At 67.0% G+C, this 14,459-nt stretch carries 15 protein-coding genes; 8 read left to right on the plus strand and 7 right to left on the minus strand.

Going from position 1 to position 14,459, the window contains the following annotated elements; genetic code table 11:
• Positions 1–52: 52 nt before the first annotated feature.
• Entirely contained in the window at positions 53–1,102 is a 1,050-nt protein-coding gene (tsaD, locus tag RT662_RS01690; RefSeq protein ID WP_313668621.1) for a tRNA (adenosine(37)-N6)-threonylcarbamoyltransferase complex transferase subunit TsaD, read from the plus strand.
• On the plus strand, positions 1,099–2,067 hold the full coding sequence (locus RT662_RS01695) for an NAD(P)H-dependent glycerol-3-phosphate dehydrogenase (protein ID WP_313668623.1): 969 nt from the start codon (positions 1,099–1,101) through the stop codon (positions 2,065–2,067). The genes tsaD and RT662_RS01695 overlap by 4 nt, the downstream gene beginning before the upstream one ends.
• Positions 2,068–2,076: 9 nt before the next feature.
• On the opposite strand, the gene RT662_RS01700 is transcribed toward RT662_RS01695, so the two are convergent.
• Positions 2,077–2,229 (minus strand): DUF1674 domain-containing protein, encoded by a 153-nt coding sequence (locus RT662_RS01700; RefSeq protein ID WP_313668625.1) that lies wholly within the window; start codon positions 2,227–2,229, stop codon positions 2,077–2,079.
• Between the two features lie 63 nt (positions 2,230–2,292).
• Here RT662_RS01700 and RT662_RS01705 point away from each other — a divergent pair, with 63 nt between their 5' ends.
• Complete coding sequence (locus tag RT662_RS01705; RefSeq protein ID WP_313668628.1) at positions 2,293–3,120, plus strand: SDR family oxidoreductase; 828 nt, start codon at positions 2,293–2,295, stop codon at positions 3,118–3,120.
• A gap of 38 nt (positions 3,121–3,158) precedes the next feature.
• A complete protein-coding gene (locus RT662_RS01710; protein ID WP_313668629.1) occupies positions 3,159–4,469 on the plus strand; it encodes an RsmB/NOP family class I SAM-dependent RNA methyltransferase in 1,311 nt (436 codons plus the stop codon).
• 63 nt (positions 4,470–4,532) lie between these two features.
• Here RT662_RS01710 and RT662_RS01715 read toward each other — a convergent pair whose 3' ends face one another.
• From RT662_RS01715 to RT662_RS01725, 3 genes are all read right to left on the minus strand, one after another.
• Positions 4,533–4,802 (minus strand): SWIB/MDM2 domain-containing protein, encoded by a 270-nt coding sequence (locus tag RT662_RS01715; RefSeq protein ID WP_313668631.1) that lies wholly within the window; start codon positions 4,800–4,802, stop codon positions 4,533–4,535.
• Positions 4,803–4,988: 186 nt separating this feature from the next.
• The gene (locus RT662_RS01720; RefSeq protein WP_313668633.1) at positions 4,989–7,049 is read right to left on the minus strand and encodes a TonB-dependent receptor; all 2,061 of its coding nucleotides are present in this window, start codon (positions 7,047–7,049) and stop codon (positions 4,989–4,991) included.
• Between the two features lie 14 nt (positions 7,050–7,063).
• Positions 7,064–7,543, minus strand: coding sequence for an outer membrane protein assembly factor BamE (locus RT662_RS01725; RefSeq protein ID WP_313668634.1), 480 nt, complete (start codon positions 7,541–7,543; stop codon positions 7,064–7,066).
• Between the two features lie 105 nt (positions 7,544–7,648).
• Between RT662_RS01725 and RT662_RS01730 the strand changes: the two genes are divergently transcribed.
• Together RT662_RS01730 and RT662_RS01735 are read left to right on the plus strand one after the other, a co-directional pair.
• Positions 7,649–8,197, plus strand: a complete 549-nt coding sequence (locus RT662_RS01730; RefSeq protein ID WP_313668636.1) for a ubiquinol-cytochrome C chaperone family protein — start codon at positions 7,649–7,651, stop codon at positions 8,195–8,197.
• Positions 8,194–8,694 (plus strand): DUF177 domain-containing protein, encoded by a 501-nt coding sequence (locus tag RT662_RS01735; protein ID WP_313668638.1) that lies wholly within the window; start codon positions 8,194–8,196, stop codon positions 8,692–8,694. The genes RT662_RS01730 and RT662_RS01735 overlap by 4 nt, the downstream gene beginning before the upstream one ends.
• Before the next feature lie 17 nt (positions 8,695–8,711).
• Here the strand turns inward: RT662_RS01735 and ssb are convergent, their stop codons facing one another.
• Entirely contained in the window at positions 8,712–9,239 is a 528-nt protein-coding gene (gene ssb, locus RT662_RS01740; RefSeq protein WP_313668640.1) for a single-stranded DNA-binding protein, read from the minus strand.
• Positions 9,240–9,369: 130 nt separating this feature from the next.
• Here ssb and RT662_RS01745 point away from each other — a divergent pair, with 130 nt between their 5' ends.
• Entirely contained in the window at positions 9,370–10,452 is a 1,083-nt protein-coding gene (locus tag RT662_RS01745) for a DUF3667 domain-containing protein (protein WP_313668642.1), read from the plus strand.
• Here the strand turns inward: RT662_RS01745 and rmuC are convergent, their stop codons facing one another.
• Positions 10,453–11,835: a DNA recombination protein RmuC gene (gene rmuC, locus RT662_RS01750; protein WP_313668644.1), complete on the minus strand. Its 1,383-nt coding sequence runs from the start codon at positions 11,833–11,835 to the stop codon at positions 10,453–10,455.
• Between the two features lie 116 nt (positions 11,836–11,951).
• Here rmuC and RT662_RS01755 point away from each other — a divergent pair, with 116 nt between their 5' ends.
• Positions 11,952–13,532 carry a M28 family peptidase gene (locus RT662_RS01755; RefSeq protein ID WP_313668646.1) on the plus strand — a complete coding sequence of 527 codons (1,581 nt, stop codon included), beginning with the start codon at positions 11,952–11,954 and terminating at the stop codon, positions 13,530–13,532.
• Here the strand turns inward: RT662_RS01755 and RT662_RS01760 are convergent.
• Positions 13,529–14,419: a DMT family transporter gene (locus RT662_RS01760; protein ID WP_313668648.1), complete on the minus strand. Its 891-nt coding sequence runs from the start codon at positions 14,417–14,419 to the stop codon at positions 13,529–13,531. The two genes, RT662_RS01755 and RT662_RS01760, sit on opposite strands and share 4 nt — an antisense overlap.
• Positions 14,420–14,459 lie beyond the last annotated feature (40 nt).

The following is a 14,459-nucleotide window of genomic DNA, read 5'->3' on the forward strand; positions in this document are numbered from 1 at the left end:
CAGCCATGGCGCGACGGTTGCGGATTGGCAAGACTGGCCCTAGGTCAACCACGTGAACAATTCGCTCGTTCTTGGCATCGAATCCAGCTGCGATGAAACCGCGGTGGCCCTGGTGCGCGGTGATCGTACCATCCTGGCCCAGCGCATCGCCAGCCAGAACGAAGCCCATGAACGGTTCGGCGGCGTGGTGCCCGAACTCGCTGCCCGCGCCCATGCCGACCGGCTGGCGCCGATGGTGGAGACAGTATTGGTCGAAGCCGGCATCGCACTTGCAGACGTGGACGCTATCGCCGGCACCGCCGGGCCAGGCCTGATCGGCGGCGTGATGGTCGGGCTGGTCACCGCCAAGGCACTGGCCTTTGCCGCGGGCAAACCGCTGATCGCCGTCAATCACCTCGAAGGCCACGCGCTCAGCCCACGGCTGGCCGACGCGCGCCTGCAATTCCCCTATCTGCTGCTGCTGGTGTCGGGTGGCCATTGCCAGTTGCTCGGCGTCGAAGGTGTTGGCCGCTATCGGCGGTTGGCCACGACCATCGACGATGCGGTGGGCGAAGCTTTCGACAAGTCCGCCAAGGTACTGGACCTGGGCTTTCCCGGCGGCCCGGCGCTGGAACGGGCGGCCAAAAACGGCACGCCGCGCTTTGCCCTGCCGCGCCCGCTGGTGGGCAGTGACGAACCGCATTTCTCCTTCGCCGGCCTGAAATCCGCCGTGCTGCGCGCCCGCGCCGCCATTGCGGAACCGACAGGGCAGGACATCGCCGATCTCGCCGCCAGCTTCCAGCAAGCCGCCTGCGATTGCCTGACCGACCGCACGGCGCGCGCCATCGCCGCCTTTCCGGAAGCCACCGCGCTGGTGGTCGCCGGCGGGGTCGCCGCCAATCAGGCCATTCGCACGGCACTGGCCAGTCTTGCCGCCACCCATGGCCTGCCCTTCGTCGCCCCGCCAATGTGGCTGTGCACCGACAATGGCGCGATGATCGCCTGGGCCGGGCTGGAGCGACTCAGGACGGGCGACGTGGACGATCTTCACGCCCCCGCCCGCCCGCGCTGGCCGCTGGATCCCAGTGCCGAAACCGTGCGCGGGGCGGGGGTGAAGGCGTGACCACATTCGGCGTGATCGGTGCCGGCGCCTGGGGCACGGCACTGGCCAGCACCTTGGCCGGCAATAGCCCGGTGACACTGTGGGCGCGCGAAGCTGATGTCGTCTCCGCGATCAACACGTCTCGCGAAAACCCGGTCTTCCTGCCCGGCATCAAGCTGCCCGCCGGCATCACGGCGACCACCAACCTCTCCGACATGGCCGGCTGCGACATCATCCTTCTCGTCGTCCCCGCTCAGCATCTGCGCGCCGTCCTCAGCCAAGCCGCCATCCCCGCCGCCACGCCGCTGGTGCTGTGCGCCAAGGGCATCGAGGCCGGCAGCCATGACCTGATGGTGGAGGTGGCCCGCGATCTCGTGCCCAACCCGATCGCCGTGCTTTCCGGCCCAAGTTTCGCGGCCGAAGTCGCCAAGGGCCTGCCCTGCGCCATCACGCTGGCCTGCTCTGACAGCGCGCTGGGCGAACGGCTGGTGGCCGCCATGGCCCGTCCGACGTTCCGGCTTTACCAATCCGACGACGTGGTGGGGGCCGAGATCGGCGGCGCGGTGAAGAACGTGCTCGCCATCGCCTGCGGGGTTGTGGAGGGCGCTGGCCTGGGTCTCAACGCCCGCGCAGCGCTGATTGCGCGCGGCTTTGCCGAAATGACCCGCTTTGGCATCGCCCGCGGCGCCCGCGCCGAAACACTGGCTGGCCTGTCGGGCCTGGGCGATCTCGTGCTGACCTGCAGTTCCGAAAACAGCCGGAATTTCCGCCTGGGTGTGGGCCTGGGCCAGGGCCGCGCCATCGCCGAACTGCTTGCCGGGCCCGCCGTTGCGGAAGGTGCCGCCACTGCGCCCGTGCTGGTGGAAGCCGCCCGCGCCGCCGGGGTCGAAATGCCGATCTCTGCCGCCGTGGCCGCCCTGCTTGCCGGGGCTCCCGTGCGGGAAACGATCAGCGCCCTGCTGGCGCGGCCATTGAAGGCAGAATAGCGCGCAATCTCAAAAGTCGACGGCGATGCCACCCTTTTCCCAATCGCCATAGCGCACCGGATCGGGGCCCTTGCGACCGCCCACTTCCTTGTCGGTCGGTGGCGGCGGTGGGGCTTCCGGCTGCTTGTGGCGCGGATCGGGTGTGAGCTTGTCCTTGTCCATAAGCCAGTGTTGCCACCGCCGGCCGCCTGTTAGCAATGGGGTGAAGCGAAGCAGGGGAGCCGCATGTTCGAAAACAAGGTGATCGCCATTACCGGCGCCGGCAGCGGCATCGGGCGGGCGTTGGCGCTGAACCTGGCGGGGCGCGGCGCGGTGCTGGCGCTGGCCGACAAGGATGCGGACGGCTTGGCGGAGACCAAGCGGCTGCTCGGCAATCGGCCGGCAAGCATCACGGCGCTGGATGTGACCGACACGGCTGCGCTCAACGCCTGGGTTGCGGGCGCGGTGACGGATTTCGGCAAGCTGGATGGCATCATCAACAATGCCGGGCTCAGCGTGGTGGCGCCCTTTGCCGATTGCCCGGAAGCGGATTTCGACCGGGTGATGAACGTTAACTTCAATGCCGTGGTCGCCGGCTGCCGTGCGGCGCTGCCGCATGTCAGGTCCAGCGCCGCCAAGGACGGCGTGGGCTGGATCGTCAATATTTCCAGCGTGTTCGGCATGATGGGCTACCCCACCCAGAGCGCCTATAACGCCAGCAAATATGCGGTGCGCGGGCTCACCGAAGCCATGGCGCTGGAACTGGCGGTGACCGATCCCAATGTCGCCGTGATCCGCGTCCACCCCGGTGGCATCAAGACCAACGTCGCGAAGAACAGCAAGCAGATCGCCCTGCTGCCCGGGCAGGATCCAAACACCGATTTCGCCGCCGAATTCGAGAAGAACGCGCCGACAACGCCCGAGCAGGCCGCCGAAACGATCGTCACCGGCATGGCCAAACGCAGCACCCGCGTGCTGATCGGCCCGGATGCGAAGTTCATCGATTGGATGGTGCGGCTGTTCCCGGTTTCCTATTTCAAGGTGATCGGCAATTTCCTTGGAAGGCGGAAATAGGTGGGAAAGCGCCCCCATTTGCGGCAAGGGGCGCGAGCATGAACAACCCCCGCAAACCCGAACGCAAGCCGGAACGCTCTGGCCGCCCGACCACCAATCGCGATGATACTGGCGTCGCCGCCCGACGCGCCGCACTCAAAATCGTGCAGGCGGTGCTCGATCGCGGCGCGCCCTTCGATGCCGCCACCAGCCACGCCGATGATCTGCCGCTGCCGCAGGATCGCGGTCTCGCCCGGCTACTGGCGTTGACCGTGCTGCGCTGGCTGCCGGAACTGGACGCGCTGATCGACAGCGCCACGCCGCGTCCGCTGCCCGTCGATGCCCGCGCCCGCCATGCGCTGCGCGTCGCGCTGGCCGGCTGGCTGAAGCTGGAAACGCCGCCGCACGCCGTCGTCGCCACCGCGCTGCCGCTGGTGGAAGGCGGGCCGCGCCGGCTGGTGCATGGCGTTCTCGGCAGCCTGATCCGCCGCCCGGCCACCTTGCCGCCAACGCCGCGCCTGCCCGATCCGTTCGATGTCTATTGGGCGCGCGATTGGGGTGTCGCCGTCGCCGAAGCCGCCAGTGCCGCGCTGGCCGAAGAACCGGCGACCGATCTGACCCTGAAAGACCCGTCGCAGACCGAACACTGGGCGCAGGCGCTGGAGGGCATCAGCCTGGCCTCCGGCCATGTCCGCACTGCGCGCAAGGGCAGCATTACCGAATGGCCCGGCTTTGCCGAAGGCGCCTGGTGGGTGCAGGATCTCGCCGCCAGCCTCCCGGCGCGGCTGCTGCCGGCCAAGGCGGGTGACCGCGTGCTTGATCTGTGCGCGGCACCGGGTGGCAAGACACTGCAACTGGCGGCGCGCGGCTGCCATGTCACCGCGCTTGACGTGTCCGATCACCGGCTGGAACGCGTGCGCGAGAATCTGGCCCGCACCGGGCTCACCGCCGATCTGGTTGCCGCCGATGCACTGCGCTGGCAACCGGAGGAGCTGTTCGATCATATCCTGATTGATGCGCCCTGTTCGGCAACCGGCATCTTCCGCCGCCATCCCGACGTTCTGCACCTGAAAGGCACCACCGATCTCGCGCCCGTCACGCTGTTACAGGCCGCCTTGCTGCGCCGCGCAGCGGCCTGGCTGAAACCCGGCGGCCGGCTGATCTATGCCACTTGCAGCCTGTTCCCGCAGGAAGGCGAGCGCATTGCCGAGCGCGTGATTGCCGGCCTGCCGCGCGAGATGATCGAGGCCAGCGAACTGCCGGCCGGCCTCATGCCCGCTGCAGACGGCTGGGTGCGCACCCTGCCCGGCCAGGTGGAGGGCGGTATCGACGGCTTCTTCATCGCCCGCTTCCGCAAACTGGACAGCTGAACGCGAAAGGGGCGCTGCCGGGCCATACCCGGCAGCGCCCCACGCATGAAGTTTCCGAAGATCTTACTTCAGATATTGGGCGATGAACTTGTTCATTTCGAACATGGTGCATTCGTCCTTGCCGAACACAGCCTTCAGCTTGGCATCGGCCACGATAACGCGCTTGTCGGTCGGCTTTTGCAGGTTGTTGGCGCGGATATAATCCCACACCTTGGCAACAACCTGGCCGCGCGGCAGCGGGCTGGCACCCACGATGACGGCGAGCGGGCCTTGCGGCGTCAGCGGCTTCATCAGCGCCGAGGTATTGCGTCCGCTCTTGGCTTCAGTGGCCATAAAATCCCCTTCTCGTGAAACACGCCCCGCGGGGGGCACCCTGCATCAGTTTTCCCCTGATGAATGGCTTAAAGCGGGCTTGTCCCCCACGGTGCAAGCGGAATTTTGTCATCGCACCGCAATATAGCGCGAAAAGACGCCAGAACGTGACTTTCGTGCCACTTTCGACCCTATCGCAACAGGCGGTCAGAAACGACGCGTGAAGCGCAGCTGCCACCAGCGCGGTGGATTCAGCGTGGGCAGGCCGACCACCGCGCCTTCGGTCAGCATCTGGTCGAGGCAATTCTCGCACTCCAGACTCATCAGCCAGCCACCATCGGGGATCTCCAGCTGCAGGGCTGCAGCCACCTGCCAACCGCCGGGCGACATCCCGTCGGTCAAACCGAGCGCCGGCCCAACCGCCATGGCACTGCGCCAGCGCGCGGCCACGCGCGGCACCAGCACGGAACCGGTGCCGACCAGCGGCTGCCGCCATGCCGCCGACAGGCTGGCCGTGGAGTCGGGCGCATAGAGCGGGCGCATGGGCGCTGTTGCCGGCACGGCTCCAGTCCAGCGCGCCTGCTGCCAACCCAGCGTCGCTGCCAGTTCCAGCCGGTCGAGCGGTCGCGCTTCCAGCGTCACGTCCGCCCCGTGATTGGTCATGTCGAGCCGCAGGGTCGCCGCCAAGGCCATCGCCAGCGGATCAATGCCGAACAGCGGCGAAACCAAGGCCCGCGTCCGCGCCGCAAAGCCGCTGGCATCCAGCCGCACCCGGCCATCCCACAGTTCGGCCTTCATCCCAACCTGGTGGTGCCAGCCGGTTTCCGCCGGCAGCAAAACCAGTTCGGCGCTGGTGCGCGCCAGCAGGTTCCAGCCCGGCAGCCGGGCGCTGCGAGCGCTGCGGGCAAACAGCCGCCATTGCGGCGACGGCGCCCACGACAGCGCTAATTCGGGGGTAACCAGCGTGCGTTGCTGCCGGGCCGGGCCAGCGGGCACCAAGCACGCTATGGCATTGGGCGCACAGGCCGGGCGGCGGTCGCTCACGGCCAGCGCCAGCGTCTGCCGGTCCACCCGCACCCCGGCCTCAAGCGCCAGGCCGTGGCCGGGTTCCAGCCTCATCTGGCCAAAGCCATGAACGCTGTCGCGGTTCTGGCTGATGCGGCGATCGGCGAGCACCAGGCCGGCCAGCGTGTCGGCCGCATCACGGCTTGTCTCAGCCGCGCTGAGACCGGCACCGGCGCGCAGGATAAGCACGCCCAGATCGGCCTGGCCGATCAGATCAAGCCCCGTTCTGTCCTCAACCGTGCGGGCAATCAGGCCATATCCGCCGCCAACCGGCGCGGCCAGGCGCCTGTCTTCACCCAGATCAAGGCCAAGCTGTCCGGTCTGCCGCGCCAGCGTGCCGATCAGTTCCAGCCGCAGCGTCGCACGCTGATGCACCAGCCGCAAATCATACAACGCCACATCGGCGCGCTGGCCCGGCGGCTGCGTAGCGAGATCGGCCGACCCGGTGCTGGCAAAGCGCCCATCGCAATTCGCCGGCGCGTTTGGGTCACAGGCAAAGGCCGGCAGATTGCCGGCCTTGCTGCGGGCATAGAGGCTGGTCAGCGCCAGGCTCAGCGAGGGGGCCAGATCGATGTCGAGCGTGCCCGCCAGGCCGGCGCGCAAGCCGCGGTTGAGACGTTCACCAGTGGTGGTGTTGCGAAGCCAGCCCAGATCATGCTGGAGATGGCCGCCGAGCCCCAGCCGCACGCCCTTGGCCACCGGCACGTCGATCCGCGCCTGCGCCCTGCGGCTGCCGAACGCGCCGGCGGCAAATTCGCCAAGCCCTGCCAGGCGGTCACCCGGCCGGCGCAGCGACAGGCTGATGTCACCGGCCGCGCCAGCCAGCCCGCCGGCAGGAGCCACCAGCAACAGATCATGATCGAACAGGCCGGCGAGCAGCAGCGGCGCGCCGGGTTGGGCCACTGGGCCGAAGGCGAGATCAGGCTGGCTGCGGCCATGGCGCACGATAAGTGCGGCACTGCCATTGCCAGGGGCAGGGATGAGAATCAGGCCCGGAACGCTGGCCAGCGCTTCGGCCAGCGTGTCGGGTCCGGCGGCATCGCGCCGGGCGGGGCTGGCCCACCACAGACCGGCCGGCGCATCGGATGCGGCAAGGCCCAGCCAGCGGCCCTCAAGGCGTGGTTGGGCAACGGGATCGGGGACAGGATCGGCAGCGAGCGCCGGAGCGGCGATCAGGCCGGCCAACAAGAACGCACGACGCATCGCGGCAGCGCCGCTCAGCGCGGGCCGTCGCGTCCTGTCGGCTGGCCGCCCAGCGGGCCGCCGCCGGCGCCGACCTGGCCCACGTTGCCGAACAGTTCCTGGAAGAAGCTTTCCGACTTGCCGAGCGTTGCGGTCTTGTCGTCAACCGGGTTGATGCGGGCGATCTTTTCCATGCCGCGGCGCTGCACGGTCGACACATTGCCCTGCTCATCGAAGCTGACGATCAGGATCTGTTGCTGCAGGGTTTTCGGCGCGACAAAGGCATATTGTCCGGTAAGGCGGCTGACATAATACCAGCTGCCGGTATCGAACTGGGCGGCGAAGGTGGGCCGGCCCAAGGTGCGCGACACCGATTCGCGATTGTCCACACCCGGCAGGATCGAGGTGAACAGGGTTTCATCGATCAGATAGCCCTGCTGCGCTTTGATGCGCGAGCAGCCCGACGTAGCCAGAGCGGCGCCGATCAGGGCAATGGTGGCAAGTCTCGTCTTCATCTCACACTCCAGCGGCCGCCCCAAGTTCGCTACGCCCCCGCTGCGACATTCTTCTTCGGCAAGTTCATTATGTCAGCCGGCGTGATTATGCTAGCGCCTCACGACATGGGATTGCTCGATAGCCTGAAACGTCTTGTTGGCGGCGCATCGCCGTCGGCGGTGGAACCACTGTATGCCGCCGTGGTGGCCGAAGCGCGGCAGCCGGCCTATTATGTTGAAGGCGAAGTACCCGATACGCTGGATGGCCGCTTCGACATGGTGGTGCTGGTGCTGTCGTTGCTGCTGCTGCGGCTGGAAGAGGTCGCCGTTGGCGATGCCCAGCACCCGGCGGCGCAGCTGTCCGCCGATCTGGCTGATCATTTCCTCACCGACATGGAAGGCAATCTGCGCCAGGACGGTATCGGCGATCAGGTGATCCCCAAGCATATGGGCCGCATGATGGCAGCCTTGGGTGGCCGGATCGGCGCCTATCGCGACGCGCGCGGCGATGCCGAAGCCATGGGCCAGGCCCTGCGCCGCAACCTCTATCGCGGCGAACCGGTGGCCGATGCCGCCGTCGCTTTCGTGGCCGCGGCGGCGTTGCGCCTGTGGAGCCGCTTGTCTGCCACCCCCTATGACCGGCTGGCCGCCGGCCAGCTGGAGCCAAACGCGTGAGCAACGCCGCCCCTGAATTCAGTCACATCGTGCGCGCCCACGAAATCGGCAGCCCCAAGCAGCATATGCTGGAAGCCGATGCCGGCGAACGCGCCGCGCTGGCCACGCGCTTCATCCTGCTCAGCCTTGATCGGCTGACGGCGGCGCTGGAGGTGAAGCGCGAGTCGCGCGGCATCCGCATCACAGGCGAAGTAAACGGCGCCGGCAACCAGCCGTGCGTGGCCAGCGGCGAACCAGTACCGTTCCTGGTGAAGGAACGCATTGCGCTGCTGCTGACTGAGGCCACGCCTGGGGGCGGCGAGATCGAGCTTTCGAGCGCCGATCTCGAGGTTGAACCATTGGACGGTGACATCGTCGATCTGGGCGAGATTGCCGCCCAGGCCCTTGCGCTCGGCCTTGATCCCTATCCGCGCTTGCCGGTCAGCGTGCCTGGCGTGATCAGCGAAGACGAAGCGGTGGCCCTGCGCAGCCCATTTGCGGTGCTGAAGAAGAGCTGAACCTCAGAACGGCCCGATCAGAACGGAACATCGTCGTCGAGATCGTCGTCAAACGCGCCTGGGCGCTTGCCGCCACCCGCCGGGGCACCACCAAAGCCGCCGCCGGCCGGCGCGCCGCCATAACCGCCGCCACCGCCGAAATCATCGGCACCACGACCGCCGCCGCCGCCCATGCCGCCGCCACCACCGCCTTCACGACCGCCGATCAGCGTCAGTTCACCCTTGAACGGGCCAATCACGATTTCGGTGGTGTAACGGTCAGCGCCGTTCTGATCCTGCCATTTGCGCGTGGCGATCGAGCCTTCGATGTAAACCTCGCTGCCCTTGCGCAGATATTGCGTGGCAACCCGGCCGATATTCTCGTTGCGAATGACGATGTTGTGCCACTCGGTCTTTTCCTTGCGCTCGCCGGTGGCCTTGTCGCGCCAGTTTTCCGACGTGGCCATGGTGAACTGCACCACGGTGCCGCCATTGGCAAAGGTCTTCGATTCCGGATCCTTGCCCAGCCGTCCGACCAGGATCACCTTGTTCACGCCCGCCATCATTATCTCCCTATCTTGCTGCGAACCCTAGCGCCGGGGCACAGGCGAAGCAATGTGGTGGCGGCTTGTCCACTTGCCTTTGCTGTGGATTTCACGCCAAACATTGCCCTGTTCAAAGGCACCGGGGGGCTTGATGTCTGACCAGATCGAAGCGGCCGGTGCCCTGGTCACGGCAGGCCTCGCTGCCAATGCGCTGGATCAGCCGGCGGGCAGCGGCGGCGCGCACGGCGGTGCCTGTACCAATTGCGGCGCGGCGCTCATCGGGCCGTTCTGCGGCCAGTGCGGCCAGCGCGCCCATTTGCACCGCAGCGTGGGCGACGTGTTCCACGAATTCCTGCACGGCATCACGCATTTCGACGGCAAGGCCTGGACCACGTTGCCGATGCTGCTGTTCCGGCCGGGCAAGCTGATCCGCAGCTATATCGACGGCCACCGCGCCCGCTATGTCACGCCGGTACCGCTGTTCCTGATGGTCATCTTCCTGATGTTCTTTGTGCTGTCGTTCGTCAGCATCAACGATACGGTGGGCGTGGGCAATCAGGATGCCGGCAAGGCTGCCGTTGCCAGCGACCAGGCCGGCATTGTCAAGGCGCTGGCCGATATCGATGCCGGCATTGTTGAAGCCAAGGCCAAGGGTGACACGGCAAAACTGGCTGAGCTCGAGGCCGGTCGCCGCCTGGTGACAACCGTTGGCGTACCGGGCGCCAATGTCAGCATCACCGACAAGATCGCCGACGAGATTGAAGTCGCCGCCCGGTCAGGCAAGCTGAAGGTCAATACGGGCATCAAGGCGCTGGACGCCAAGGGCAGCGAGGCCCTGAAGAATCCGCGGTTGGTGCTCTACAAATTGCAGACCAAGGCCTATAAACTCAGCTTCCTGCTGGTGCCGATGTCGCTGCCGTGGCTGTGGCTGGTCTTCCTGTGGAAACGCGGTGTTGGCCTGTATGATCATGCCATTTTCGCTCTCTATTCGATAAGCTTCATGAGCCTGCTGTTCATTGCCGGCAGCCTGGCGTTGACAGCTGACATCGTGACTGAAGCCTTCTGGGTCCCGCTGCTGCTGGCGCCCTCGCTGCACATGTTCGTCGCGCTGCGCGGTGCCTATGGCCTTGGCGTGTTTGGCGCCGGCTGGCGCACCATCTATATGTCGATCGCCGCGGCCTTCACACTCAGCCTCTATTTCCTGATCCTGATCGTGCTTGGCGTGTTCGACTGATCATTCGGCGGCGGGCGGCAGCAGCATTCCGGTCGCAAGTTCTCCCGATGTTGGCAGCATCGGCACCTGGGCCACAGGAACCAGCTCGGTCAGATCATCCAGCCCGGTGGCCGCCCCCATGTCCTTGAAGCGCCGGGCCCGCGCCATCACGCGCGAATCTGCCTGGCCCACCAGCTTGTTCCAATTGCCCACCGCGCCTTCCAGCGACTTCTGCACGGCGGCGAAATTGCCCCCCATGATGCGCAGCGAATCATAAAGGTCGCGGCCCAGCTTGGCGATTTCGGCGGCTTCCTTGGCCAGCCGCGCCTGATCGCGCAGCGCTCCCACCGTGCGCGCCACGGCAACCAGATTGACCGGGCCGGCCAACACGACCTGGCGCTTGAAGAAGTCATTCATCAGCCCGCGATCCTGTTCCAGCGCAGCCCCCAGGAAATTCTCGCCGGGCACGAACAGCACGACAAATTCCACCGCACCGCCAACCGCCTTGGCATAGTCCTTCTTGGCCAGACCATCCGCATGGGTTCGCACGGCGCGGGCGTGCGCGGCCAGATAGGTCTGCCGCGCGGCAATATCATCGCATTCGGCCGCACTCACATAGGCGTCGATCGAACATTTCACGTCGATCACCAGCACACGCCCGCCCGGCAGGTTGATCTTGAAATCCGGGCGCTGCTGCTTGCCATCCTCGCCATCGACCGACCATTGCGTTTCGAAATCAATGCCTTCCACCAGGCCGGCGGCTTCCAGCACATTGCGGCACTGTTCCTCGCCCCAGCGCCCGGCCACCTTGCCGGACGACCGCAGCGCGGTTTCCAGCTTGGCCGCCGCGCCGCTCACCCGTTCCTGTCCCAGCACGACATTGGCCAGCTGCGCCTTCAGGTTGCCATAGGCTTCGTTGCGCGCTGCTTCCACTTCGCCCAGCCGGCTTTCATATTTGACCAGCGTGTCCTTCACTGGCGCGATCAGTTCGGCCAATTGGTTGCGATTGGCTTCCAGGCCGGCCCCGGCCGCTTCGCGGTGCCTGGCCATCAGTTGCTCGGCGCTTTCCGCCAGCTTGGTCTGCGCCGCTTCCAGCGCTTTGCCGGCCAACGCCCCGAACGTTTCCTGCAGTCGCGCCAGTTCGGACGCGTGGGCACGGTCACGCTCGCTCTGGCTGGCCTTGATCGCAGCAAGCTCGTTGGCCAAGGTTTCGCGCGCCTGCTCGGCACCTTCCAACGCCGCCAGCCGTTTCTGCTGCATTTCGATCTCGACGGCCGAACGGCCAATGGTTTCCCGGTGCAGCGCCGCTTCGGCACGCAGGGCCGCCAACTGCCGCGCGGCCACAAGCCAGCCAAGGGCGGCGCCAAACAACAACGCGACAAGGGCGATCAGGATTTCGGTCAAGTGCAGATCCTCTGACGGGCTTCCAGCAGAAACAGGAACGAGCCATGAACATAGCCGCAGCCGCGCCAACCCGCCAGAGCTTGCGAGCACGCGGGCAAACAGCCAAGGTGACCAGCATGCGCACTCTTCTTCTCTCCGCCCTGCTCGTCACCTCGCCGGTTGCGGCCGAGCCGTTCCGTTTCACCGCCGCCCGGATCGGCGACGACGTGAAAGCCCTCGCATCAGATGCCTTTGGCGGGCGGGGGCCAGGCGAAGTGGGTGAGGCACAAACGCTGGCCTTGCTTGCCGCGCGCTTTCAGGCCGCCGGGCTGGAGCCGGCCGGGCCGAATGGCAGCTGGCTGCAGCCTGTACCGCTGATCCGTCTGGACCGCACGCCGGGAGTCGCACTGTCGGTGCAGATGAACGGCACGGCGCTGCCGGTGCGGCTGGGCGAAAACGCCACGCTGGCGCTGCGCCTGCCCGGCGACATGGCGATCAGCGCCGCGCCAATGGTGTTTGCCGGCTTTGGGGTGGTGGCAGGCGGGCATGATCCCTATGCCGGCGTCGATGTGGCAGGGAAGGTGGTTCTGCTGCTGGCCGGTGACCCCGATGGCGAGGCTGGGGCCGATCTGGGCTTCGAGGGCCGCCGCCTCACCTATGCCGGACGCGTGGGCGTCAAGATGGCGGCGGCCGCCAAGGCCGGTGCCGTGGGTGCCATCGTGCTGCACGAGGATTTCGCCGCCTCCTATCCGCTGGCGCAGCTGGTCGGCACCGAACGCGTAGCGCAGATGGTGCCGGGCGCGACGACATTTGGCGGCGCTTTCCGCTTTGCCAGCTGGATCGAAGGCGGGCTGGGCCAGCGGTTGCTGGCCGCCGCGGGCCTGGATCTGGCCCGCGCCAAGGCCGCCGCTCGCAAAGCTGATTTCCGCGCCCTGGCGCTGCCCGCCACCGCCAGCGCGAGCGGCCGGCTGACCGCGACGCCGTTCACCAGTTACAACGTCGTGGGCAAGCTGCCCGGCACGACCCAGGCCAGCGAAACCGTGCTGTTCGGCGCGCACTGGGATGCCAACGGGCAGGGTGTGGCCGATGCCAAGGGCGACGCCATCCGCAATGGCGCCATCGACAATGCCACCGGCACTGCCGAACTGATCGAGGTCGCCCGCGCCTTTGCCGCCGGCCCGCGTCCTGCACGCACTTTGGTGTTTGCAGCGTGGACGGCGGAGGAAAAGGGCCTGCTCGGCGCCGAACATTATGCGGCCAACCCGCTGTTTCCGCTGGCCACCACCGTGGCGGTGATCAATCTTGATCCGCACGTGCAATTGCCGCGCACCCGCAGCCTGGAACTGATCGGCGGCGGCCGTACCACACTGGAAGGTGATCTGGGCGATGCGGCGAAAGCCATGGGCCTAGTGGTGGTGCCCGAACCCAATCCGGAAGCCGGCTGGTATTTCCGGTCAGATCACTTTCCCTTTGCGCAGCGCGGCGTGCCGGCGCTGGCCTTCCGCGCCGGGCGCGATCTGGTGATGGGCGGCGTGACGGCCGGGCAGGCGCTGATCGATGATTACAACCAGCGCTGCTATCACCAGCCGTGTGATGAAGTCCGCAGCAGCTTCACCTTCGAAGCTGCCGCACAGGAAGCCGAGGCCGCGTGGCGCGTGGGGCTGACCGTGGCCAACCGCTGGCAGAAACCGGGCTGGACAGCGCAGCCGAAATTCTAGGCGCGGGACGGCAGGCGGGCGATCAGCAGCGCCGCCACCACCAACCCGGCGCCCACCAGTTCCAGCGGGCCGGGCACTTCGCCAAAGCGCAGGGCACCGATGATGGCGCTGATCGCCGGCTGCACCAGAAGGGTGAGGCCCACCACCAATGGCGACAGGTGGCGCACGGCATAGACGATCAGACCCTGGCCCACCACCTGGCTGCCAATGGCAAGGCCCAGCACCGGGGTCCAATCCTGCGGCCAGAAGGCGCCACTCGCCGCCAACGGAGCGAGTGCAAGGGCCGAAGCCAGAGTCGCCAGCACCAGTGCCGGCATGGCATCAAGGGTGCCACGCACTTTCTCGATGGCGATAAGATAGATGGTGTAGAATACCGCCGCCGCCAGGCAGAGCAGGTCGCCCGCAAAATGCCGCGCCGAAACTTCCGCGCTGCGGCCCAGCAACAACGCCACGCCCGCCGCCGCAGCAGCGAGCGCCCACCATTGGGGACGCGTAAGCCGCTGCCCCAACACAACAAGGCCATAAAGCGGCAGCAGGAAGGTGGCGGCATTGGCCAGCAGCGTCGAATTGGCCAGCGTGGTGCGCATGATGCCGAGGTGCCAAACGGACAGATCAGCCGCAAAGGCGAAGCCGGCCAGCGCCGCCAGCCCAACCAGCCCCACAGTGCTGCCGGCAAAAGGCGCATGCCCTTGCCGCCGCCCCGCCACCAGGGCCAGCGCAAACAGAAACGGCACCGCCAACGCCTGCCGCCAGAAGGCCGAAGCCAGCGGGCCGACATCGGCCAGCCGCACAAGCCACGGGCCAAAGGCGAGGCAGGCCGATCCGGTAATCATGGCCGGAAAGGCCCAGCGCGCGCCGGCTTGCGCTGAATTGTCGGTGCTGCCCATGGTGGCTGCGCATAGGGGCTTTGCCACGTCGCGCAAGGGG

The organism is Sandarakinorhabdus sp., assembly GCF_032115815.1.
Taxonomy (GTDB): Bacteria; Pseudomonadota; Alphaproteobacteria; order Sphingomonadales; family Sphingomonadaceae; genus Sandarakinorhabdus.

Excerpts from the sequence above, each read along its gene's own strand:
- RT662_RS01700 (WP_313668625.1), bottom strand. The coding sequence starts at position 2,229 with ATGGACAAGGACAAGCTCACACCCGATCCGCGCCACAAGCAGCCGGAA.
- RT662_RS01705 (WP_313668628.1), top strand. The coding sequence starts at position 2,293 with ATGTTCGAAAACAAGGTGATCGCCATTACCGGCGCCGGCAGCGGCATC.
- RT662_RS01710 (WP_313668629.1), top strand. The coding sequence starts at position 3,159 with ATGAACAACCCCCGCAAACCCGAACGCAAGCCGGAACGCTCTGGCCGC.
- RT662_RS01715 (WP_313668631.1), bottom strand. The coding sequence starts at position 4,802 with ATGGCCACTGAAGCCAAGAGCGGACGCAATACCTCGGCGCTGATGAAG.
- RT662_RS01720 (WP_313668633.1), bottom strand. The coding sequence starts at position 7,049 with ATGCGTCGTGCGTTCTTGTTGGCCGGCCTGATCGCCGCTCCGGCGCTC.
- RT662_RS01725 (WP_313668634.1), bottom strand. The coding sequence starts at position 7,543 with ATGAAGACGAGACTTGCCACCATTGCCCTGATCGGCGCCGCTCTGGCT.
- RT662_RS01730 (WP_313668636.1), top strand. The coding sequence starts at position 7,649 with ATGGGATTGCTCGATAGCCTGAAACGTCTTGTTGGCGGCGCATCGCCG.
- ssb (WP_313668640.1), bottom strand. The coding sequence starts at position 9,239 with ATGATGGCGGGCGTGAACAAGGTGATCCTGGTCGGACGGCTGGGCAAG.
- RT662_RS01745 (WP_313668642.1), top strand. The coding sequence starts at position 9,370 with ATGTCTGACCAGATCGAAGCGGCCGGTGCCCTGGTCACGGCAGGCCTC.
- RT662_RS01755 (WP_313668646.1), top strand. The coding sequence starts at position 11,952 with ATGCGCACTCTTCTTCTCTCCGCCCTGCTCGTCACCTCGCCGGTTGCG.
- RT662_RS01760 (WP_313668648.1), bottom strand. The coding sequence starts at position 14,419 with ATGGGCAGCACCGACAATTCAGCGCAAGCCGGCGCGCGCTGGGCCTTT.